At 41.4% G+C, this 23,327-nt stretch carries 20 protein-coding genes, 1 tRNA gene and 1 other RNA gene; 13 read left to right on the plus strand and 9 right to left on the minus strand.

Translation table 11 applies throughout. The annotated features are described in order from the left end of the window. The first annotated feature begins 42 nt into the window (after nucleotides 1–42). Complete coding sequence (locus ACM9H2_RS00550; protein WP_415487105.1) at nucleotides 43–453, plus strand: 30S ribosomal protein S6e; 411 nt, start codon at nucleotides 43–45, stop codon at nucleotides 451–453. Between the two features lie 11 nt (nucleotides 454–464). Here ACM9H2_RS00550 and ACM9H2_RS00555 read toward each other — a convergent pair whose 3' ends face one another. Then, entirely contained in the window at nucleotides 465–1,544 is a 1,080-nt protein-coding gene (locus tag ACM9H2_RS00555) for a DHH family phosphoesterase (protein WP_415487107.1), read from the minus strand. 99 nt (nucleotides 1,545–1,643) lie between these two features. Here ACM9H2_RS00555 and ACM9H2_RS00560 point away from each other — a divergent pair, with 99 nt between their 5' ends. The 7 genes from ACM9H2_RS00560 (at nucleotide 1,644) to ACM9H2_RS00590 (ending at nucleotide 7,454) form a co-directional block, all read left to right on the plus strand. Further along, nucleotides 1,644–2,249: a DUF5806 family protein gene (locus ACM9H2_RS00560; protein ID WP_415487109.1), complete on the plus strand. Its 606-nt coding sequence runs from the start codon at nucleotides 1,644–1,646 to the stop codon at nucleotides 2,247–2,249. Further along, nucleotides 2,246–3,835, plus strand: a complete 1,590-nt coding sequence (locus ACM9H2_RS00565; protein ID WP_415487111.1) for an Hvo_1808 family surface protein — start codon at nucleotides 2,246–2,248, stop codon at nucleotides 3,833–3,835. Before ACM9H2_RS00560 ends, ACM9H2_RS00565 begins: the two co-directional genes overlap by 4 nt. 63 nt (nucleotides 3,836–3,898) lie before the next feature. Then, nucleotides 3,899–4,253: RNase P RNA component (gene rnpB, locus ACM9H2_RS00570), an RNA gene on the plus strand. Between the two features lie 64 nt (nucleotides 4,254–4,317). Next, entirely contained in the window at nucleotides 4,318–5,406 is a 1,089-nt protein-coding gene (locus tag ACM9H2_RS00575; protein ID WP_415487113.1) for an amidohydrolase family protein, read from the plus strand. Then, nucleotides 5,403–5,765 (plus strand): Rieske (2Fe-2S) protein, encoded by a 363-nt coding sequence (locus ACM9H2_RS00580; RefSeq protein WP_415487115.1) that lies wholly within the window; start codon nucleotides 5,403–5,405, stop codon nucleotides 5,763–5,765. The genes ACM9H2_RS00575 and ACM9H2_RS00580 overlap by 4 nt, the downstream gene beginning before the upstream one ends. 53 nt (nucleotides 5,766–5,818) lie before the next feature. Further along, nucleotides 5,819–7,312, plus strand: coding sequence for an amidase (locus ACM9H2_RS00585; RefSeq protein WP_415487117.1), 1,494 nt, complete (start codon nucleotides 5,819–5,821; stop codon nucleotides 7,310–7,312). Between the two features lie 68 nt (nucleotides 7,313–7,380). After that, a tRNA-Lys gene (locus tag ACM9H2_RS00590) sits at nucleotides 7,381–7,454 on the plus strand. Nucleotides 7,455–7,543: 89 nt separating this feature from the next. Here the strand turns inward: ACM9H2_RS00590 and ACM9H2_RS00595 are convergent. Beyond that, nucleotides 7,544–8,446, minus strand: a complete 903-nt coding sequence (locus tag ACM9H2_RS00595; RefSeq protein WP_415487119.1) for an EamA family transporter — start codon at nucleotides 8,444–8,446, stop codon at nucleotides 7,544–7,546. Between the two features lie 96 nt (nucleotides 8,447–8,542). Here ACM9H2_RS00595 and ACM9H2_RS00600 point away from each other — a divergent pair, with 96 nt between their 5' ends. After that, nucleotides 8,543–8,896 (plus strand): 4a-hydroxytetrahydrobiopterin dehydratase, encoded by a 354-nt coding sequence (locus tag ACM9H2_RS00600; RefSeq protein ID WP_415487120.1) that lies wholly within the window; start codon nucleotides 8,543–8,545, stop codon nucleotides 8,894–8,896. An 11-nt stretch (nucleotides 8,897–8,907) separates the two neighbouring features. Here ACM9H2_RS00600 and ACM9H2_RS00605 read toward each other — a convergent pair whose 3' ends face one another. Next, a complete protein-coding gene (locus tag ACM9H2_RS00605) occupies nucleotides 8,908–10,101 on the minus strand; it encodes an NAD(P)/FAD-dependent oxidoreductase (protein WP_415487122.1) in 1,194 nt (397 codons plus the stop codon). Nucleotides 10,102–10,364: 263 nt separating this feature from the next. On the opposite strand from ACM9H2_RS00605, the gene ACM9H2_RS00610 reads away from it, so the two are divergent. Both ACM9H2_RS00610 and larB read left to right on the plus strand, forming a co-directional pair. Continuing rightward, nucleotides 10,365–12,398 carry a DEAD/DEAH box helicase gene (locus ACM9H2_RS00610; RefSeq protein ID WP_415487124.1) on the plus strand — a complete coding sequence of 678 codons (2,034 nt, stop codon included), beginning with the start codon at nucleotides 10,365–10,367 and terminating at the stop codon, nucleotides 12,396–12,398. Nucleotides 12,399–12,458: 60 nt separating this feature from the next. Next, complete coding sequence (gene larB, locus ACM9H2_RS00615) at nucleotides 12,459–13,220, plus strand: nickel pincer cofactor biosynthesis protein LarB (RefSeq protein WP_415487126.1); 762 nt, start codon at nucleotides 12,459–12,461, stop codon at nucleotides 13,218–13,220. A gap of 12 nt (nucleotides 13,221–13,232) precedes the next feature. Here the strand turns inward: larB and ACM9H2_RS00620 are convergent, their stop codons facing one another. Beyond that, nucleotides 13,233–14,585 carry an aryl-sulfate sulfotransferase gene (locus ACM9H2_RS00620; protein WP_415487128.1) on the minus strand — a complete coding sequence of 451 codons (1,353 nt, stop codon included), beginning with the start codon at nucleotides 14,583–14,585 and terminating at the stop codon, nucleotides 13,233–13,235. A gap of 107 nt (nucleotides 14,586–14,692) precedes the next feature. Here ACM9H2_RS00620 and ACM9H2_RS00625 point away from each other — a divergent pair, with 107 nt between their 5' ends. Further along, nucleotides 14,693–15,868 carry a M24 family metallopeptidase gene (locus ACM9H2_RS00625; protein ID WP_415487130.1) on the plus strand — a complete coding sequence of 392 codons (1,176 nt, stop codon included), beginning with the start codon at nucleotides 14,693–14,695 and terminating at the stop codon, nucleotides 15,866–15,868. Between the two features lie 21 nt (nucleotides 15,869–15,889). Here the strand turns inward: ACM9H2_RS00625 and ACM9H2_RS00630 are convergent, their stop codons facing one another. The 5 genes from ACM9H2_RS00630 to pyrH all read right to left on the minus strand — a co-directional run bounded on the left by ACM9H2_RS00630 (nucleotide 15,890) and on the right by pyrH (nucleotide 22,354). Then, complete coding sequence (locus tag ACM9H2_RS00630) at nucleotides 15,890–17,125, minus strand: threonine synthase (RefSeq protein WP_415487132.1); 1,236 nt, start codon at nucleotides 17,123–17,125, stop codon at nucleotides 15,890–15,892. Next, the gene (locus ACM9H2_RS00635) at nucleotides 17,125–18,132 is read right to left on the minus strand and encodes an LLM class flavin-dependent oxidoreductase (protein ID WP_415487134.1); all 1,008 of its coding nucleotides are present in this window, start codon (nucleotides 18,130–18,132) and stop codon (nucleotides 17,125–17,127) included. The genes ACM9H2_RS00630 and ACM9H2_RS00635 overlap by 1 nt, the downstream gene beginning before the upstream one ends. Before the next feature lie 68 nt (nucleotides 18,133–18,200). Further along, nucleotides 18,201–19,988 carry a site-2 protease family protein gene (locus ACM9H2_RS00640; protein ID WP_415487136.1) on the minus strand — a complete coding sequence of 596 codons (1,788 nt, stop codon included), beginning with the start codon at nucleotides 19,986–19,988 and terminating at the stop codon, nucleotides 18,201–18,203. A gap of 8 nt (nucleotides 19,989–19,996) precedes the next feature. Then, nucleotides 19,997–21,652, minus strand: a complete 1,656-nt coding sequence (gene lysS / locus ACM9H2_RS00645; protein WP_415487138.1) for a lysine--tRNA ligase — start codon at nucleotides 21,650–21,652, stop codon at nucleotides 19,997–19,999. A gap of 12 nt (nucleotides 21,653–21,664) precedes the next feature. Beyond that, nucleotides 21,665–22,354 (minus strand): UMP kinase, encoded by a 690-nt coding sequence (gene pyrH, locus ACM9H2_RS00650; protein ID WP_415487140.1) that lies wholly within the window; start codon nucleotides 22,352–22,354, stop codon nucleotides 21,665–21,667. Nucleotides 22,355–22,464: 110 nt separating this feature from the next. On the opposite strand from pyrH, the gene ACM9H2_RS00655 reads away from it, so the two are divergent. Beyond that, complete coding sequence (locus tag ACM9H2_RS00655; protein ID WP_415487142.1) at nucleotides 22,465–23,256, plus strand: molybdopterin synthase; 792 nt, start codon at nucleotides 22,465–22,467, stop codon at nucleotides 23,254–23,256. Nucleotides 23,257–23,327 lie beyond the last annotated feature (71 nt).

A 23,327-nucleotide genomic window follows, 5' to 3' on the forward strand; every position in this document is an offset into this window, starting at 1 on the left:
CGCATCGATGCCCTTTTGTCCAAAGCATGTCTCCGTCCCGATATGGCCGAATTTCAAGTAGTCGTTGGAGATCCCGACACTGGTAACTCTTATCAGTTTACCGTCGAGGGAAAAGAAGCCAATCGATTCATAGGAAAAGAAATCGGAGATGAGGTCGAAGGAAAATTAATTGGCCTCGATGGATACACGCTGCTTCTAACTGGAGGCTCTGATATCATCGGGCGTCAACTAAACAAAGAAATAAAAGGATCAGCTCCACGAAAAATATTAATAACAGACAAATCAGGGCACAAAAATTCTCTCCGCTCAGGTGAGAGAAAACGTATAATTGTAAGAGGCCGAGAAATCTCTGAACAAACTTCTCAAATTAATACTGTGGTATCCACTAAAGGAAAAATTTCCATCGAAGATCTAGTCAACTCTACAGAAGAAATCGAAGAAGAATCCGATTAATTAGTTTCTCTTCACGCTGTATTTTCATTTCCCAGCATATGTTTAAAAGCTTCAAGTAGTACCTCTTTCGTTTCTTCCCCTTGACTTATCCAATGATTGGCATAATGAAGTAAATCTAAAAATTCAATCGGCATACAACCCGAGGCCATAGGATGCCCTCCCCCTCCAAATATCCTTGCAAGTTCATGACATCTTTTGAATTTCTCACTCCCTCTAATACTGACCCCGCCTGTTGGTTTAATTATCACACATACATCTGCCCCCTCTCCTCTAATGCCTTCTGCAACTTCGTTTTGGGAGCATCTTCCATATGTTATCCCTATGGTAAATCCTCCGATTTTTCTGTATTCTGCACGATCTACGGCACGTCCAATTAGATCATTTTTTTCTTCCCTATGCTCTTGTATAAATAACATCACGTCTTCTGGTAAATCCGCTCCGTATTCTCGAACAACTTCTATATACTCTTTGAATGGTGCCCACATGGCAAAATCCGCTAAATACCCACTTCGAGCATCTTCACATAGCCACAAATCATGATCTCTAGTCACTTGCACCAACTCCTTCATGTCCTCAGAAAAATCTCCATTTAACACTCTGAATACTACATCTGCAGCACATTCTTCGGACGAATCTCCCAATTCCACTCGAATTCCCAATGACTTCACAAAATCACACACATCCTTGTCCCATCGATGATGATCACACCACAGAATAAAATCAGTTTTCTCGCATAATTCTTCCAATCCTGGTTCTATTCCCTCAACCGAATCTGGACAAAGATCACATATGTATATTTTGACCCCTTGATCGGAATATTTAGCAACCCGATTGAGGCAATCTTCCAAATCGTAAGGACTAGTTGGGACACAAACTGCCCCCTGATGAGTTTCTTGTACAAGAGCCGCACAAGTCAACCCATCCGCATCTGAATCTGTAATCACCACCACGCTTGCTCCTTCGAGAGAATTCTCAAGTTCCCTTTCTTTCTGCTCGCGATAAAACGAATCTGGAACAAAAAATCCCATTCCTGGCAATAAAGATGCCCTTTCCAGATCTACCCCTGGTCCTTTGACAAGCTCATCTTTCATATATCTCTCTCCTTTCCCGAGATAATAAAGTCCCACCGATGCGAAATATCATTCACTGTCTAGCGATACTCTTTTTGGGTTGCCGTTTAAATAAAAAATATGGCTGAAGATCCGCCCGAAATTGGACTGGAAGAAGCTGACTTTTCCAACGAAGATACCTCCGATTCTTCACTTCCTGAAGATGTCCGTACGTACGATCGATTCAGCAAAATCGATAGAGCGAGTTACGATAGAGTAAACAAATTCCTCAGAGACCGGACTTATATCACCGCGCGAGAATGGGCAATTGCACGATTGTGTGCGGATTTTAGAACCGCAACCGGAATTGAAATGACTAAAATAGGAACTCACTTACCCGAGTTGGTTCCCTTCATGACCAAACCCTACTCCCCACAAGCAGTCAACCAAGCACGCCATGCCTTTGAAGCGAAAATAAAAAAGTCTGGAGCAACGTTTCTATATGGTGCAATGTCTGGTTTTATCACTGCAAATCAGTTGGACGATCTAATGTATGAGTCAACTGAAGTTGCCAAATTCCTTCTAGAAGTTGAAAGCATAGATCTCTCTCTAAATGAAGAATTGGAAGCCGAAGATCGCATCTCAAGCATCATGCGTGATGTAAGGCGAGCTGCAATCAAACTCCGCCACGAAGATAATCATTGCCCCGAATGTGGACAGCCTCTACATGAGGATCCTACTAAATGAGATATCCCCCAATCATCGCGGTTATAGTGGTTTTATTAATCGCTAGTTTGGCATATTCCATCCCTTCTTGGAATGGCAATACGGACCCATTAGATATTTTTTCCAATATTTATGATATTCGAGATCCCCTTGATCCCTCAACACCCGATACAGTGGGATCTGAAAATGGGTATCACCATGCCGATCGAATTTCTATCGACCAGTCTGATGGTTTAAGTGATGACGAAATCCTCGCCTACGTATCTCGGGCACACGCTCGAACTGAGTACATCTTGAATTTGGAATTTGATAAACTCATCCCAATCAACGTAACTACTACAAATGAATTCGTGAAAACACACTCCGCGGATGATGACAGTGAAGACGCCGAGTTTAGTTATTCTGCTTGGAACAATCAAGTATGGGAGGCAATTTTTATAATAGGCGAAAATCAAGCAGCAGAATCTGAATTAGAAAATACTTCTGCCCAAAGCATTGCGGGAGTGTACACTAATGGCCAGATAGTAATAGTGAATGATTCTGATGATGCTCTCCGTGTAATCCCCGAAGATGTACTTATTCACGAATTGGTACATGCTCTACAAGATCAAGAGGGACTTTTCGACACGCTTTATGAATCATCTCCTCAGCTTACTCAAGACACCCAACTATCGACAAAAGGCCTCTCAGAAGGCCACGCAATGTACGTGGAATGGTACTATGATCAGGTTTGTAATGGATCTATTTCCGTACGTAATAATTCACTTTTAGAAGAAGTGGTATGGGGAGACTGGCAATGTGTCCCTCCTCCTAAAATCACACGCGACACGTCCAATTCAGAAACAAACCCCCCGCCCCCTCCAGTCAACTTCGGCGCGTTGATAATATTATTCCATCCTTATTCCGATGGGGGAGCTTATGTAGCCCATCTAAAATCCCAAGATGGTTGGGACTCTGTCAACGCGAAATATGCCTCTCCCCCTCTTTCCACCGAACAAATTATCCACCTCTCTGAAGAAAAACCATCCCCTTTGGAAATAAATTTCCCCGAAGAAGGTATTCCTAGTCATACTGGAGGGACTTGGAAGTCAAATCCTGACCATGGAATTGATGGGGCCGATACCGTGGGTGAGGCTAGTATTTTTTCGATGTTTTGGCATCAATCCCGTGAATATAATGCAAATGCCATCACAACAAACACATTTTGGAATTCTAGGGAAACTTCTCAAAACTCATCCGGCCTCCAACCATCTGCCCACTTTAATTATACTAGTCCACCTTCTACAGGGTGGGGAAATGACAAGTTACTACCTATCTACCGATCTGGAACCGACCAAACTGAGTATGGGTACATCTGGACAACAAAGTGGGACACACCACTCGATGCAAATGAATTCCACACCGCATACTCTAAAATTATAGCTGCACACCACGCCACTAAAATCGGGAAGAGCGACGATGGCAAAACAACCCTGTGGGTAATCCAAAACGGACCATTCGCAGATTCGTTTGCTATTTCCACCACTAGTAAAACAGTTACCATAGTCAATGCCCCTACTCCTGCTGATGTAGAAGAAATATTGACTTCCTTTTCGTTATCTGTGTAAATATTTCTCCACACACCTTACCACAACAATCTTATTACCTCTCAAACACTCAGTGGGTTCGGTGACAGAGGAAGACCGGCCACCGCGGACCATCCGTGAGGAAAGTCCCCCCACCGGTCGTACAGGTGACCAGGTGCAAGCTTGGAGTGGGAGACCACTGGCTCTGAAACAGAAACGACACGTCTCCACCAGACCTATGAAACGAGCGAACCTCTCCCGTAAGGGTGAGGGAGTTAACCTCCTGAGGGTGGAAGGTGCCAGATATTTTCTGGACGTTAGATATTCTATCTAACTTGAGGATCGATGGAACGGTGAAACCTCACCGGTGCAAGCCCGTGCCGCAAAAGTAGTACGACCAGGGCCCGGGTGCTTAGCCGAATGCCGGAGAAAAACAGAAGGGGGCTTACTCTCCTCAGCCACCATATTTCTTATCTTGAACCAACCCAGAAAGCTATAGTATCCCTCCCCTCCTATGGATCTCCATGGGCACATACAAGTATCGTGTAGTTGATTCAGATGCACATTATATGGAGGGATTGGACCAATTAGTGGACTACTTCCCCGAACCCTGGAAAACACGCATGATAGGGGGGTCTGGCAAGGACAAAGCGAGTATTGCAGGCATATATCCAATCTCCACGGGAGATAGGTCTATTTTTGGTAGAATTCAACGAGACGAGTTCACCGAAATGCAACGAAAAGCGGGTGGGTTTGTTCCAGAAATAATCCCGGACGTGATGGAGTTTCTTGGGGTGGATGCAATCAATATGCTCTCTCAGAAAATGCTCACATTTTCTAGAATAAAAGGCGACGACGAAAGGGCAACTCTTCTCGCAAATGCCTATACAGATTACATGTTGGACAAAGTAGTGGACCCTAGTGAGGGTATCTATACGATGATTCCTATTCCATTTCAAGAACCAAAAGAAGCTGTAGAACTCATCGATAGGGTGTCTCATGAAAAAGGTATCATCGGTGGATGTTTTGTTACCGCAGGCCCCGAACCACCCTTTGGAAATAGAAAATATGACCCTATATATGAAGCAGCAGAGGCCAATAATCTCCCAGTAGTCTTCCACGCAGGCGGTGGCGGGATTGATGAATTTGTTAGTGCCGGATATGAGAAATTCATTGAGACTCATGTTTTAGGATTTTTGATGGCAAACCAATCTCAAATAACCAGCTTAGTCGTTCAAGGAATCCCTGAGAAATTCCCCAATCTAAAGATAGTTTTCCAAGAATCTGGTGTATTTTGGATCCCATTAATGATGCACAGACTCGACACAGAATACTTAAAAAGACAATCAGAGGCCCCTCTGTTAACAAAAAAACCATCCGAATATATCAAAGAAATGTACTTTGGAATTCAACCACTAGAAATACCCGACGAACTTTCTTATTTGCGCCAGGTAATCGATATGATCGGTGGGGCAGATAGGCTTCTCTACGCATCGGATTACCCCCACTGGGATTATGACCCACCTAGTGCCATCACTGATTTGAGTATCTTATCTGATGATGAGAAAAAACGCATTTTATCAGGAACTGCAAACGAGGTTTTTGGAATATGACACAAGTACTTATTTGTCATGTGGACGAATTACCCGTGGGCGAACGAAAAATAGTTGAGTTAGAGGGGAAGTCTATCGGTGTTTTCAATATTGAAGGAAAGTACTATGCCGCATCCAACACTTGTCCTCATAGAGGCGGACCAGTCTGCACCGGTCGCGTGGGAAATGAACTACTTGCAGACTTTGTCGGAGTTGGACTCCGGGTTAAAGAACACTTTGGTCCCAATTTAGTTCTCGCTTGCCCTTGGCATGGATGGGAATTCAACATGGAAACAGGGGTGCATTTAGGGGACCCTCAGATTTCGTTACCTGTGTACACGGTCACTGTTCAAGACAAAGAAATTTTCATTGAAATATAGTTCTCTATTTCTAGTATGGTCAATTTAACTCGTATCCGAGCTAACTATGACTTATGGAAATCAATCTCACCCCATCTGAATTAGTTCAACTTGGTTCTCGATTCGGCATTTCTGTGAACTCTGCCGATGCAGAAATTTTATGCCAAGATGTGATAGATAACATCCAAAATTTAGAAGACCCATATCTGACCCCTACACTTCCTCCAACTGCTACTGAAAATAGATCTTGGCAACCTCCACAAAAAGATCCTTATAATGCAATTGCAATCTCCTGTATAGTTCCACCCTCTCACCAAGGAACTCTCTCTAATCTAAAAGTAGGCGTCAAAGATGCCATTTCGGTTGCAGGTATACCCATGAGAGCTGGGTCTGAAATATTCTCAAATTTCATTCCAACCTCCGATGCAACTTTAGTGACACGATTGTTATCCTCTGGAGCAACTATCACTGTAAAGACAACTCTAGATGAATTGGCGGCCTCTCCCCGTTCCACGACCAGTGTAGACGGTCCTATACTAAACCCTCATGATCCCAATAGGGTCGCTGGAGGCTCTTCGGGAGGTAGTGCCATCGCTACAGCCACTGGTATTGTAGACATCGCCATTGGAACTGACACAGGAGGTTCTGTCCGCGGACCAGCTTCTTTCTGTGGTATTTTAGGAATTAAACCCACTTATGGACTTATCTCTCTCAATGGTGTTGTGGAAAACACCTATACCCTAGATCACGTAGGTATTTTTTCAAAGACAGTTGAAAATATGGCCCTTTGCCTCGATGCAATTGCAGGAAAAGACGAAAAAGATCCGGCAAGTATGCAGGCAGCAGGCAAAGATGATTACAAATTTGGGGGTTATATGGAATCCTTACAGAACCAACCTCCTGTAGACCAGATAACATTTGGATTGTTAGAAGAAGGATTCGGCGAAGGGGTCAACACCAAAATCGAATCAAAAACACGAGAAACGATCGATAATCTGTCAAACGCTGGCGCATCTATAAAATCCATTTCTATCCCAAAACTAGCAGAACACAAAGCACTAAAGGATCACATATCTTACGCCGAAACAGCGGTTCATTGGAGAGCCAGAGGCGCACCCTACCGAAAAGGAGGTTCTGCCGATCCCTTCTATCAATCGACTTTTACCCATCGCGCACAAGAAAAAGATTTCAAATTGGGACGTTACTACAAATCGAAATTACTTACTGGTTGTTATCTACTCGATGAAAACAATGGGCAGAGCTATACTCATTCTCAAGCAGCAAGATCTCAATTTACCACCAACTTTGAGAATTCGATGATTGACGTAGACGTTTTGATAACTCCCACCATGGTGGGCCTCCCACCTCGCGTTGAAGATGCTTCTAATCCTGGATTTGACACGGGAAGGAATACTCGAATAGCAAACCTCACCGGACTTCCTGCAATATCCATACCCAATGGGAAAATAGACGGTTTATGTATTGGGATTCAATTAATAGGAAAATCTTTCGATGAAGCAAAGCTACTATGTTATGCTAACGCCGTCCAGAATTTTACCTCAAAATAATTTTTACTTAAATAATTAGCTTGGAGTGTATGGAAACCTATTTGACCACGTCGATTTTACACGACTTAGGGCAGTTAGCTCAGTCAGGTAGAGCATCTGGCTTTTAACCAGATGGCCAGGGGTTCAAATCCCTTACTGCCCGTACCTGGGAATGGTTCAAATCCCTTAGGTTCTAATCAACGGAACTAATACCTGTATTTTTCCATAACACCAACACTAAGTAGACTACATCTACCAACTGATAGTTAGGAGCGCAATTCCTATAATGGTCAACAAGGTCCCTATAATCAACGTCTTTGTTATCTTCTCCACTTTCCCCAACAATACAACTGCTATCACTGCAGTGAATAATGGCGCGGTTCCAAGAATGGGATCTGCTATTGAAACAGGCCCTATGATAAGTGCCTGAAATAATAAAAATAAAGCAAAAAAGACAAATATTCCACTTAATAGAAAATTCTGATAACTTTTAACATCACCTTTGTATAGCTCATGTCCCCTCCCTAACCAAATCCCATAAATGCCCACTGTGATTAATGCGGCTATTTCATTTATCGCCAATGCTTGGATGGCACTAATTGGCTCTACTACAAACCCAAATTTTCTAGCCACATTTCCCACCGCAAAAAGGAGAGCTGCAATAAGTGGAAATGCAACATCACTTTTTTTCCATCCTGTCAAATTTCCACTTTTCGACTGAGTTATGAGTATGGCCCCTATTACTGCCAATATTATTCCTATAACTCCTGAAATCGTTATATCCTCCCCAAGAAGAACGACTGCAAGAACAACAACAAAAAGAGGACGAGTATTCGTTATCGCGGTACAAACACTAGCTCCCATCCTATCTACTCCGTTGTAAAAAAGTAATGAACCAATGCCTGCCGCAACCACTCCAGAAAACACAAAAGCCCCCATTGAAACAATGGATATTCCACGAATTAGTATCTCGCCCTCTGACAGCACAAACAACAACGACCATGCTAGTACCGTTCTAACGAAGAGAGTTTGAAATGTATTCTGTAACCAATTCCCCCCACTTTCCAAACCCCTTTTCGAAAATATTACCTCACTCCCTCTGAAAACAGCACATGCCATTAATAACATATAAAACTCAGTTGGCCACTCAAACATCTATCTCAAAATAAACTACATTGTAGTATATGCTTGCCGAACGGTTCATTTCACCATTTTTAGTAAACTCTTTTTTCTTTCAAATTAAGATTAATTATGGATTTCGACCTAGCCAATCAACAATGTCTTGCATGTTCCAGCGACGACGAGCCCCTCCCACCTGAAGTCTACCTAGACTACCTAAAACAACTTGATACCGGGAAATGGAATGTCATAGAATACCATCACCTAAACGGAGTGTATACTTTCCCCGATTTTAAATCTGCCCTATCATTTTCCAATTCAGTAGGACTCTTAGCCGAAGAAGAATGGCACCATCCTGATATTCATCTCTCCTGGGGAAAAGTAGAAATCGATGTTTGGACTCACAAAATAAATGGACTACACAAAACTGATTTTGTTTTCGCTGCCAAAGTCGACCGGATGTACGCAGAACTCTCCGCGAATTAACATGACCATCTCTACTTATTTAATGACCATTTGGTATCAGTATGCCCCTCGAATCTAGTAATCGATACGTTTTCATAAAGTTCAGTTTGATCCCCATCTAGTATTTGTTTTGATATGATATTCCCTACTGCTGGAGAGAGTTGAATCCCCGAAGAATCAAATGCAGCGATGGAGAATCCTTTCACTTCTGTCCAACCCACAATAGGAACTCCATCGGACACACCCGATCGAATCCCAACCCATTCTTTCGCAACTTTGGCCTCTTTTAAAATAGGGAAAAATTTCGTTGCAAACTTTAGCATTTTCTCTCTTAGTTCAACCGGTATCTTGTCATTTATCTCTCTTGGATCGTACTCCCCTCTGTCTCCATAAGATCCAACATATACTGTTTTATTATCTCTTCCTATTACATATACTCCCGATTCAATATTCTGGAACAACGGCGGTACTACTTTCATCGAGTTTGGTACTTTCATCATCAATATTGGTGCCAATGTATGTGTTGCTGGCAATTTAATCCCTATTGATCTAGCCATTGGAATGTTCCATGGACCTGCCGCACATACGATCCCATCAACTTCTTTAAAATCACCATTTACAGTCAACCCTTCTATTTCACCTCCCTTTTTTACAATTTCATTTACCTCTGAAGACTCATGAAATTGAGCTCCATGTTTTTTTGCTCTATATACAAATTCTCTACCCATCCCAATTGGCTCTAAAAACCCTACATTTGGCTGATAAAGACAACCCATTATCTCACTATCATCCAAATATGGCACGGTTGCTATTCTCTTCTTTAATTCCCCCCTGGCTATGTAAGTAACCGGATCGTCTAGTATCAATCTCTCTTTCTCAGGAACACCACTCCCTGCAGAACTTTCATCCACATCTACTCCATCCGTACCTGACAGAGCGTCTGCACCCTCCTTTGTCGTCGAACAAAGCAATCTTCCAGTCAAATTAAAAGACAATTCTCTATCAGATTCTAGAAAAAATTTATTGTATAATTCAGCACCGTATCTTTTCATTTTTACTTCAGTAGCATTTCCGTAGTGACCAAACACCGCAGCGGATCTACTAGTGGTTTCCGAAAGTAATTCCCCCCGTTCGTAAACATCCACTGAACAACTCCCCCTTTTCGATAGATGATATGCTATGCTTGCACCTGCAATTCCACCTCCTATAATTGCGATTTTGGGCATAGATTCAAGTAACGCATCTAAAAAATATAAAGCTTGCTCCCCGATTGACCATATCCAGATTATGGTGGGCACTACCCACCTAGTGGGGGCATAGATTCAAGTAACGCATCTAAAAAATATAAAGCTTGCTCCCATATCAATCTCGTAAAATATTACTCATATGAATGTCTTTAGACTGGAACCTCTGCGCTATCATTCGGTTAGATCAACTTTATACTTGAAAATAGAAAACTCTCATATCAATTGAAATCTTACCCAACCTTGTGGCCCCTAGCCGCCAAGACTTCACACTGTTTTTGCATTCAAAAAATTCTGATTTTTTCGTATCTGGAATTCACAACGATGAAAAATTATTTCAATCCATTCTTGAAATAAAATCAACAAAAGCAGGACCGAGGCCTTTAAGATTTAGGGTACAGGGACGAACAAAAGAACAACTACGCCGCCCCGAAGATTTTATTGATATAGGACGGAAGGCAAAAAAAATAAGAATTTCTAGTCAAACAAAAAAAGAAAAACGCGATGAAATTAAGTCCCTTTTGTCTAGTTATGGACTTCAAGCAGAAGTCGTGCGAACTTGCCATTATTGTTCTTCTTCAGGTGATTTCTCCCCTCTTGTTGATTCTAATGTCATTGTTTCATATCCCCATGAAATATGTTTACCTTGTGCCCTTTCCGAGCTAGAAACTGAGTATTCACCAACTGGTATTTGGACTAAGGCGACCAAAAATCACATCCAAAAAATCCTCTTGGATTTCCAGGACATTGGGCACGTAAAAAAAGCATTTTCTGGAGAACTAGATCCTCATCTAACCACATTTGACCAAGTAACCTCTGAACAACCATCCATCTCCCCCATCGATATTAAAGAGATAGATATTCACGAAGATCTCCGAAAATCCCTGCTCAATCGCTTTGAAACATTACAACCGATTCAAAACCTTTCACTTCAAAATGGATTGTTAACTGAAACCGATCAATTAATAGTTAGTTCTACCGGGACTGGAAAAACTTTAATCGGGGAGATCGCAGGCATCAACCGAGCCCTCAATGGCAATGGAAAATTCCTATTTTTAGTTCCTCTAGTCGCCCTTGCAAATCAAAAATATGCCAATTTCAAGGAGCATTATGGAGATCTACTTGATATCTCTCTCAGGGTGGGATCAAGCAGAGTCCGTGGTGATTCCTACCCTTTTAATCCCAATTCCGACGTCATCATAGGAACTTACGAAGGGATGGACCATGCATTGAGAACGCATAAAAATATCTCCAATGTTGGTACCGTTGTAATTGATGAAATCCACATGGTTGCAGACCACTCAAGGGGACATTGCATAGATGGACTTATCGCACGTTTGAAGCACCATTGTAAACATTTTTCCACCAAAACCCAGTGGATATACCTCTCCGCAACTGTGGGAAATCCAAATCACCTCGCTTCTGACCTCAACGCAATCCCTCTTGAATTCAACAATCGGACCATTCCCCTCCACCGCCACATAGCATTTTCACTTCCTGGTCAAAAATATCAAATGATAAATGAACTTGTCCAACGAGAATTCATGAATAAATCTTCAAAAGGGTATCGAGGCCAGACAATAATATTCACGAATTCTCGGCAGAGATGCCACGATATCTCTAACAAATTAACATCTTCTTCTGCACCTTATCATGCAGGTCTAGACCACCATCAAAGAAAAAAAGTTGAACAGAGATTCTCTGAAGGAAAAATAGCCTCAGTCGTAACTACTGCAGCTCTATCTGCGGGTGTCGATTTTCCAGCATCGCAAGTCGTTTTCGATTCCCTCGCAATGGGAACTAATTGGCTAAATACTCAGGAATTTCAACAAATGCAGGGGAGAGCAGGTCGCCCAAGTTATCATGATACTGGTTTAATCTATTTGCTAGTAGAACCTGGAAAAGTATATTCAAGAACCATGCGTCGCACCGAAGATCAAGTGGCATTCGAATTACTCACAAGTGATGTAGAAAACGTACACCTATCTTACGATGAACAAGCTGCTCTGAGCGAAACCCTCGCAAATGTAGTCGTCGCACCTCAACACACTTCTCAACTCAACTCTTCCATGATTGGGGAGATTCAAACAAAAATGGCTATACAAAATCTCGTCAAATTGGGCCTCGTGTCTAATAACCGAGCAACTCCCATCGGAAAAATCATATGCCAAAATTTCTTTACAACAAAAGAGGCAACTGCAATCATGGACGCCCTCAACAAACATAAATCGCCTTCTGATATAGTCGCCATGATCGAACTTATGAGGGTGGAAAACTAACCATTTTAACACAAAATACAAAACGGTAATTACGAGTATCACGCACTCTTTTATTCATTCATGCGCGACGTGCTTCAAGAGCTTTCAGATGGGAAAATAAGCATCACAGAAGCAGAAGCAAAACTCTTAGGTTATGTCACCAGTGAAGCTGGTAGATTTGACGCAGCCAGAGAACACAGACACGGTATACCTGAAGGTATACTTTGCGATGGAAAAACCATAGACGAAATAGTAACTTTGGCTTCCATAGCAGTCGAAACTACAGGACGGGCCATCATCACTAGAACCACTCCTCAAATTCAAGAAGCTATTCAAAAAAATCTCCCAAAATCTGTAGAAATAAAATCCCATTCCCACCCCCGAATAACTGTGGCGAAGACCCCTGATTTTGAACCACCAGTTCTGGACGCGACTATTGCAATAGTCACTGCAGGAACTAGCGACCGTCCCATTGCCGATGAAGCTGCTATTATTGCTTCTGAAATGGGTGCAAACATAGTTCAAATAAGAGATGTCGGAGTTGCAGGTCTCCATAGATTACTCGACCAACTCGAACTCATCAGATCAGCAGATGTGGCAATCGTTGCAGCAGGGCGAGAAGGAACCTTACCCTCTCTAGTTGCTGGACTTGTGGATACCCCTGTTATCGGATTACCCGTTTCAACAGGTTATGGCCTTGGTGGGTCGGGGGAGGCAGCTTTAACTAGTATGCTCCAATCATGCGCAGTACTCTCTACTGTAAATATCGACGCTGGCTTTGTTGCAGGTGCCCAAGCGGGAATGATCGCAAAATCTATTTCTTCTGCACGTAATCAAAACTAAAAATATCTTTTCTCATCCCGACCGTCTCCACATTTTCCACCCGATACTCACCATGGTTACTGATATGATTGTAGCAATTAATTGTAACTCTTTAAACCAATATGGAATTTCAGGTAACAAAACTCTCGTTATAAACAATAAATCTGAAATTATAGGAACTCCCGAATCTCTTGATCCTATCTCTCCAATTTCCTTCGAATTTTTTACATTATTTTCCAACCCAACTCCACCCCATTCAATCTGATTAGATTCTCTCATATCATCTATTCCATTTATCTCTCCATATGGCAAACGATCCGCTTCATATGGTATGAATTGGGTCCAAACTCCCCACACAATTTTTCCCTGCGGATCTACTTCTATGATCCGCTTGTTCAATGTATCTGTAATCAATATATTCCCACTAGGTAGTTTGTCCGCATCTCTAGGCCAATTTAGATCAATTCCTCCTGCTTCATAAAGTGCCCACACTGGTTCCCACTTCCCACTCACACCCCTGTGCAACTCCACAATCCTATCATTGTCACTATCTGCAACCAATATTTTTCCTTCACCTAACCACTGGGGATTATGCTGGTGATTAAGTATACTTGGATCTCCACATCGTATGTTCCCATCTCCATCTGTATCTTCTAGTGCACCCATCCTCTTGCAACTAACATCATCACTATCATCATAATCCTTATTTATAATTTCAACCACTCCTTCATTTCTATCAATTATCAAAATTTGATTAGCATTTCGCACTGAAACTAGATATCTGTCCTCTCCTATTACATCCACATCATTTATGTGGAGCCAATCACGTTTTGTAGGATCTTTTGGCTCATCGTACAATTCTCTGGCTTCCCAACTCCAGATAACTTCTCCCCCTTTCACTGTAAATATGCGCTCCCGATCCATATCCGATATCAAAAATTCTCCCGAAGGAAGCATGCTGACTGCGTGAACTTCACTATCCTTTCCAGTTCTCACTTCAAAGCTATACTCTTCAACTACTTTGGGATCTTCTCCCCCCGCTATGATTCTAAACCCAGTCCGAACGCACTCCCCCGAACTCAATTCACAATTAGAATACCCACTATTCATAAATCCTACTAACACATCTCCATTTTCTAATACTGTTACATCAAAATAGCTACTAGCACTTGCCTCACGCCATATTTGTTCCCCGCCTTCCAATAGATATATACTACCATATTCATGCCACCCCGGTCCTCCCCCCTGGGACCCCACTAAGGTCATCTTTTCCTGCTCCGAATCTATCCCCATTACTGGAGCAAATGCAAAACTTGTCGCTATGACTAAAATAAACAAGACAACGCCTGCTATTATTACCAACCCTCCTCTATCATCCCAGTCCATTATCATACGAGGCACTGCAACTACTAAAATATCTTTTGATCTGTATTTATCATGATTTATTTCTTCCAACTACACATTTCATGTGCTTCAATGACTAAGTTGCCCTTATGATCTCTAGTACCCGAATACGAGAAGCTCTACTAGAAAACGGCCTGGATATACTCGTCGCCTCTTCTCCTCAAAATGTTTTCTACCTTTCAGGCCTAGAAAGTCTCACCCAACGTTTACTCGGACAGAAAGCATTTGCAATTTGGCAAACCGATCTATCTAATCCCATTATAGTTTTACCTGCCGTTGATGCTAGCATAATTGTTGATGCCAACATACCTTATAATTCCATATACACTTATGGCAATTTTTTCCTCTACGAAGGAACTGATATTTCTCCCTCTGACCGCACCGTACAAACTATTAAAAATGAAAATAACTTTGAAAGTCCAATCTCTGCTCTCCTCTCTGCAATTAATTCTCTTCCACTCACTTCTAGTAAAATCGCCATAGAAACAAGTGGATTTTCATTCACCGAGTTCGATGAGATTCGAAAAAGAATAGCCCCCAAAATCGAAGCTGCAGATGATCTACTCTCTGATCTACGACAAATAAAAAATAAAGGTGAGGTCAAATGTTTAAAACAAGCAGTAGAAATAAACCAAAATGCTATTGAAAACGCAATTAAAACAGTTGAATTCGGCATGGCTGAACACGATCTAGCAAGAAGTTATGAGTCCGAACTCATTTCTCAAGGGGCATATCCTCTTTTCACTGCTATTGGGTTTGGTTCTCATGGGGCATATCCACACGCTGTTCCTGGGACCCGTACACTCCAATATGGGGACTTAATCCGATTCGATGTAGGGTGCACGTACTCCAACTATTCTTCTGACATAGCGAGAACCTTTTCATTCGGAGAACCCGATCCCATTCTCCAGAGAAAATATGAAGTTCTTAATGGATCAATGGACCATGGAATCGATCTACTCTGTGATGGAGTTTCAACTGATATAATTTTCAATGGCGTGATCGACTACGTCAATGAACATGGGCCTGACCTGTTTCCAACATTCGACCGTAACCATGTTGGCCACGGGATTGGGATCGATGTATATGATCACCCAACAATTTCACCTGGCATGGGAACTTTGAAGTCTGGAATGGTTTTGTGCATAGAACCTCCTTATTATGAGTTAGGCACGGCCGGAATACAAGTCGAAGACGAAGTCCACATAACCTCGAACGGGGCCAAACGATTCTCCCATTGCCACCCCGATCTTTTAATAATCTAATTCTTATATCATATGTTCATTTTATATATACTTTAAAATAGATTCTATTTTTGCATTTACTACCGGGACATCTCCCATTCTTTCCCCTGTCATCTTGGCATCTTTTAATCCACTCGAAGTTGATATAGAAACAACCGTTTCCCCCTCTTTAATTTCTCCTTCTTCTTTCAGACGTTCAACTCCCAAGATCGAAGCAATTGCAGCAGCTTCCGCATAAATTCCAACTTTTTCCCCCACTGTTTGTTGCAATCTTTTAATCTCTTCATCCTCTGATAAAACGGCCAAACCATTCGATTCTCTTAAAGTAGCTAGACCTTGGTATGTGCTAATACTAGTCCCAATAGAAAATGCTATCGTAGGTTCCATCTCCACAGATTTAATTATATGATCTTCTGTATCTAGTGTTTTCTTCAAAGAACCAAACGGTTCTACTGCAACCATCCTCGGGAGTTTGTCTATTAATTCCAATTCATACAAGTCTTTGAATCCTCTCCAAATTCCACTTAATCCATCTCCATAGGCTGTGGGTTGGACCACCCATTCTGGAACATTCCATCCCAATTGGGCACAAATTTCATATGCAATTGTTTTGTATCCTTCAATCCCATAAAAATTACTTCCAACGGGAGGGTCCATATAATTCCCAGTTGGATACCATTGAAATTTATCAATGCATTCTTTCATCAATACCCAACGATCTTTTGGCTCTTTCGTAGCCAAAATTTTTGCCCCATATGCTCCTATTTGAATTTTCATCGTCTCAGGAACTGATTCCAACGTAAATACTACACTATCCAAACTTGCTCTACCCGCATAAGCCGCGGTAGATGCACCATGATTTCCTGTAGATGCAATTGTTATCTTTTTTGCACCAATCTCAACAGCTTTAGATACCGCAACAGAACAAAGACGATCCTTAAACGACCACGTTGGATTTTGACTTTCGTCTTTAATATATAATTTTATACCATCCCCATCCCCCAAAGTAGGGCACTCTACCAATGGAGTTCCCCCTTCTCCTAGTGTGACTGCATATTTGATATCAACCGGAAGAAACTCCGCATATGACCACATATCCTTATAATTCTCAAATGACTTTCGAGAAATTATTTTTGCAATCTTATCGTAATCGTATATTGGAACCACATTTGATACAAATTCTTTAGTTTTACAACTAGGGCAACCTTCGAACATAGGTTGATCTGCATATTCCTCGCCGCAGAATACACATTTCAATCCGATAATATATGTTGTCATTAGAAATTCTGTATGACCTCTTCCGAAAATTTTTCTATCATCTCCTCCGTTCTATACGATCGATTCTCAAAAGGAAGTCCTGCAATGTGCTTCACCCCCGATTCAATCAATTGCTCTATGTGGGACTGGCATTCTTCGGAAGTCCCCACAATTGCAAATTGTTCAACTATTCCATCAGTTAAAATTTTTCTAATTTCTTTTAATTTCAACAAATCAATATCATTCATTCGTTTCACCTTTTCTGCATCTTTTTTCGGAATCCCAATCGATTCTAACGTTTTCAATGGAACTGCCTTCACTATCCTGGCGATTATTTCCGCAACAGAATCTAAAGCCGTATCCCTTTCATCAGCAATTGATAAAAACGCCCAACATATAATGTCCAAATCATCGAAATCCCTGTTCGAATCCTCCGCTCCTTTTTGAATATGCTCTCTCGCATATTCCATTCCCGCAACCGAAGCCAAACCCGCACCAGCAATCACACCATCTCCCATTTTCCCAGCTAGCGATAAAATTCTTGGACCCCTTCCTGCAATGTAAATTGGAATTCTATCTCCCGAAACAAAATTTAGTCTGGCATTTTCCATTGAAAACACATCCGATTTCATTGTAACATCTTTCCCTTCTATTAACTCCTTAATGGCATCAGTCGCAGCACACACAGTTTCAATGGGTTGAGTTTGTGAAATCCCAAGTGGATTAAGCACCATGGGGGATCCAGCACCCAATCCTAATATGGCCCTTCCCCCTGATATTTCTGATATGGTAGAGATAGCAGCAGCCGTTAATGTGGGGTGTCGTGTATACGGATTTGTCACTCCCGTCCCAATCCCAACTCTCCTAGTGGCATCGGCCACAATAGCCATTTGCGCATATGTGTTTTTGTATAATCGTTCATCCGCAATAAAGAGATTTTTATATTTTTTATCCCCATCCACTATCTTTGCTACCCTTACCAATTCGTTTGGATCATATTCATTTAATAACCCGACACTAAATCTCATTATTCTGCTTACTTATCTCTCGGCAACAGCCAAAAACCATTCTTCCACCAAAATTGATCTTTTAAATTTCACCCCGAAAATATAGATGGTCCAAAAATAGCAACTACAAGGCACATGACCATTATAACACTAACACCCCTGCACACAAAATTAGCTATCTGCGGTAGTTCTTTTTTTGAAATTTTCTGGATCACTATTTCTACATATTTTCGCAGAATATGTCCCCCATCCAATGGAGCCGTTGGTATGCAATTAAACAGGCCCAAATTAAAATTTATCCACCCCGTCCAAAAAAGAACATTTGCCAATTTAAACACAACCCAATCCATCTTTTCTAGTGAACTCCCCACTGAATAAAAATTAGTATTATCTGCCGTGAATCCTGCAAAATTAAACGAAAAATTAGCACTAGTCGCACTTAGTACCGGTAATTGCAAAGCAATCATCATCCTCGAACCAAAAGAAACCTGTTCATTATTTGCCATCCCCTTGTCCCCTCCTCCTAAAATTTGTAAGTAGGTTTCTGCTGGATATTCTACTATTCCTATATCATCAAATTCAATTCCACTGATCCCTTCTGATGAAATCACGCCCAAAAAACCAGATCCAATTTGCGAATTTGGATGCTTCCCCAATTGAACTTTCTGTTCTGATTTTCCCCACCTGTTTTCACTTTCTAGAAACTCATAATATTTTATTTCCACAACCATTCCAGGTGCGCTCTCTTTTAAAAAATCTGTGAGGCCTTCATCATCTATCACTCGGACCCCATTAATATCTGTGACCACTATGTGGCCGATAGGTGGCCACTGAGTCTCATCCTCCTCCATCCAAGGTCCCTCTTCTATAAGGCTCACCAGTGCCCCCATGGGAATGAGTTGTGCTTCTTCTTCTCCTATTTGAACTAACACAACATCTTTGGTTCCAATTAACTCTTTTAATTCACTTATTGTTTGCACCTCTACTCCCTCAATTAACAAATTATTCTCATATCCTATCACCGACCCTCTATGTTTGTATGGTCCATCCCCGCTCATACTAATTATGCCAATCTCTCGATCCATGATTGTCCTCAAAACTTCGTCCGAATTCCCCCTCTTAACTTCCCATTCTTCCACCATTTCTCCTTTCCCCATCCCTACCACTCGATCCCCTTCTATAATGCCAGCTTGATCCGCCGGAGATCCTGGCAATATACCTCCAACTGCTATCCCTTCTTCCATCACAATCCCTCCTGAAACTGGGCCAAATAATAACAAAAAACATACTATCGCAACTAAAAAATTATTTGCAACACCTCCTGAAAACATTCTTATTTGCCCCGTCCGACTTGCCCTCTTCCGACTATTTTCATTGGGCTCTACAAATGCCCCTATAGGAAGAATTGTAAATAAGGCCAAACCCATTGTTTTCACTTTAATTTTTTCTACCCTGCACATTATCCCATGTCCTCCTTCATGAACAATCAGTCCTATTATTAATCCCAAAAATATTTCTAGAGCAACTTTCCACGGAAGAAATTCATTCACCCCCGGGATTATGAGTACATTCCTAGGCTGGCTCAACGCAGTAGGGGCTGGATTTTGTATTACCATGAACGCAGAGGATATCAATAACACAAATGTAGCAACCATCATCAAACTGGCAACAATAACCCCTATATTTCCCCACATTCTCCACAAACCCGTTGGAGCTGCCAATTTTTCTAATAGTTTCCTCCCCTTCTCTGTATGAATTGTGTGTATCGGCCCTTGAGATCTAATGTATTTTGGAATGATACCTTTCTGTTCTAACCCTCTTATTACAATAGAATAAACTAAAATCCCCCATAAAATAGTCCAAATGGAATATTCCATAGGACTGTTTACCCCTCTCTCCGCAACCGTCTCACTACAAATTCTTGATCAAGAGATGCTAATAGAGGTCCCAATCTTGGTCCTCTATCCTGGGAAAAAAATAGTTTGTAGTTGACTTTGAAAAATTGACTCAATTCAATTCCGTTACTTTTCGCAATTTCATAAATTTTTTCTTGCATTTCTGTGCCCTCATGTCCCTCTTCTACAAAACAAGCCAATTCTTCTAAAGCCTGCTCCACGTTTCCATCTATCTCTATGTCTGGAACCTCTCCTAGAATTTTATAGTTATATTCATTTTGATGAATCTCCGCCCATTTTCTCCCCTTTTGGACACGCCCAATTGCCAATGAAGTGACCCAATCACTCATTTCCACTTCAATCAATTTTCGACGTGTTGCCATACCAATTTGCAAGTCAATATCGTTGGTCATTCCCAATACTGCAGCAAACCTGTACGGTATTCTACGACGCGATTTAAATTCTCCGAGATCTTCTTTTCCCACTCGCTCTATCATTGTATCCCGGATTATTATGGGATATATACTTGAAGGAACAACTTGAGCAGTTTTCTGAACATTTTCTTTGTAGTATGTTTGCTCAAATCCATCAAATTCATCAACCAACACATCTATTTTCTCAAGATCAAGATCTCTCTGTTTATTTGGATTTTTCGCGAAAAAATAACGTACTATTTCTGGTTCAACTAACTCAAACATATCTCTCACTGTGACGATATTACCTTTAGAAGAAGAAAGGGCCTTTCCACCTAGTGTAAACCACTCATATACCATCGGAACTGGTGGTTCTATCCCAAATATTCTCCGAGCAATTTCCTGGCCACTAGGCCATGAGCCTTCGGCATGATCCTTTCCAAATGGTTCAAAATCAATTTTTAATATCTTCCAATCAGCGGGCCATTCAAATCTCCAGGAGAGTTTCCCCTCTCTAAATGTTGCAAACCCCCTATGCCCACAACCATTTACTCGAACCCCGTCTGCATCTGCAAAACCTTCACACTCATATTCAACCAATTGTGACTCTACATCTACATTTTTTACACCGGTTGTCAATCTACGGCACTTCTCGCATTGAGGAACGAATGGGACGTAGTCTTCCGAAACGTTTTTTTGATATTTGCCAAGGATCTCACGAACAAGCGGTAAATCCTGCAATGCTTCTCGAATTACCCCTTCAAATATTCCTTCATTGTACATCTTAGTTGTTGAAACAAATTCAACTGGAACTCCCGCCATTTCCGTACTTTCTCGTAGTAATGCTGTAAAATGATCTCCATACGACTCATATCCACTATCAAATGGATTCGGAATTTCTGAATATGGGACACCCAAATTCTCTCCCAGTAATTTTGCATCTATATCTCCCAATCCAACTAGATTCCAGTTTTCATCCGCCAAGACATTTGGAAGTTTTCTCAGGGCATCTTTGTCATCCGATGTAAATATCTGATTTACTTTGTGACCCCTTTCTCGTAGCATTTCTGCCACGTAGTACCCTCTCATTATCTCATTCAAATGCCCCAAGTGAGGAGACCCAGAAGGCGATACTGCTCCTTTTATAACTATAGGTTCTGTTGGCTCTCTATATTCTATCTCATCTGCAATTTTTTCTGCCCAGAATATTCGATCAGCTTCTTTATCCATCATCGAATATCCCTATCATTTCATATCCGAATTAATAATAGTACCATTATACTTACCATGAAGAACAGCATTTATTACATTCTTGGGGTCTGATCCATCAATTACAACTGTTTTTATACCCGACCGCTCGATCAGTTTTGAAGCTAGTAAATCAACCGGAGCTGGATTCCCTGCTATCATTTCCATACTAGAAATTATTTCCACCAATTCTCCTGGAGATAATTTATCATATCTAGTTGCTTTTGGATTTAATTTTGGATCTGAATCGTATACTCCATCCACACTAGTCGCATATATTAACAAATCTGCATCAGTATACTCCGCTAGCGCTGCACCAACTGCATCGGTAGTTTGCCCCGGGGCAACTCCTCCCATCACTACTACCCCCTCTTGATGGAGTATTTGTTTAGCAGATTCATAATCTTGAGGAGGAAGCTGTCCAAATTTATGATCTATCCCCAACATTAATAATTGAGCATTAACTCTTGTAATCGCTATGCCCATTTGGTCCAATTCACTCTCGTTAGAACCAAACTCTCTTGCAATCTCAATATAATCTCTTGCAATTCTTCCACCCCCTACAACTATCCCCACAGAATTCCCTTCTGCTATGATTTGGTCCACCACTCCTGCGTATTCTTCAATCCTATCTTTAGATAATCCTGGCACAAGAACACTCCCGCCGATCGAAATCACTATCCTCATTATCAAATTTGAAAGCCTTTAATAGATATATCCTTTCCCTTATCTAAGTATCTAATCATATCCATACCATAGTCGATGGATACAAGCCTTTTCTTTCCCTTTATGTATACATGAGACTTCTTGGAATCGCTGCATCTCCCCCTGATTCAGGTGCCCTAATGGATGAAATTTCTGATTTTCTATCCTCCAAAGGATCTTTAGCAGTAATCTCCCCTCTGCCAGTTGTCGACGTCACGAAACAAAATTTCTCCGCGTATCAATTAGACGAGAAAGGAAACTGGTCCGCATTCGGATCTAATATGACTCTCACCACTCTTTTTGATATTCTAGCAACCGAACATGATTATGCTCTTGTTGGCGGATTCGAAAATGCCAATATCCCCTATATCGTTTTGAACGGGCATTCCCACAACGGTACCACTCTAATGGAACTAGACTCTACTGAAAATCTCGATACCAATCAACTCCTTCGTAACTTGCAAACAACAGAACCATTTGAGACTCTAGATTCTCTCATCGCCAAAGTTGTTAAATCCCCAAACGCAAACCAAGCCGGAGCAATAGCCACATTCACCGGAAGAGTCCGCGAATTGGATCATCCTTCTGATTCCCCTACAACTCGGCTAGAATTTGAAAAATATGCTGGGGTAGCTGAATCTAGACTACAACAAATATGTTCCGACCTTTGCCAACGCGACGGGATTTTCGAAGTTCTTATGCATCATAAAGTTGGTCACATCGAATCCGGAGAAAATGTGGTCTTTGTCGTTGTTCTGGGTGCTCATAGAGATGAAGCCTTCAAAACAGTTCAAGATGGCATCAATCGTCTAAAAAATGAAGTTCCCATTTTCAAAAAAGAAATAAAAATCGATGGCTCATTTTGGGTCCACGATCGCCCATAATACCCCATTTTCCCCCAAAATATCCCTTTTTTATACGCCAAATGTCTTGCTTTGTCAGACATTTAAAACGC

It is taken from the genome of Candidatus Hikarchaeum yamanae, from assembly GCF_009889665.1.
In the GTDB taxonomy this organism is placed as follows: Archaea; Halobacteriota; Halobacteria; order Halobacteriales; family Hikarchaeaceae; genus Hikarchaeum; species Hikarchaeum yamanae.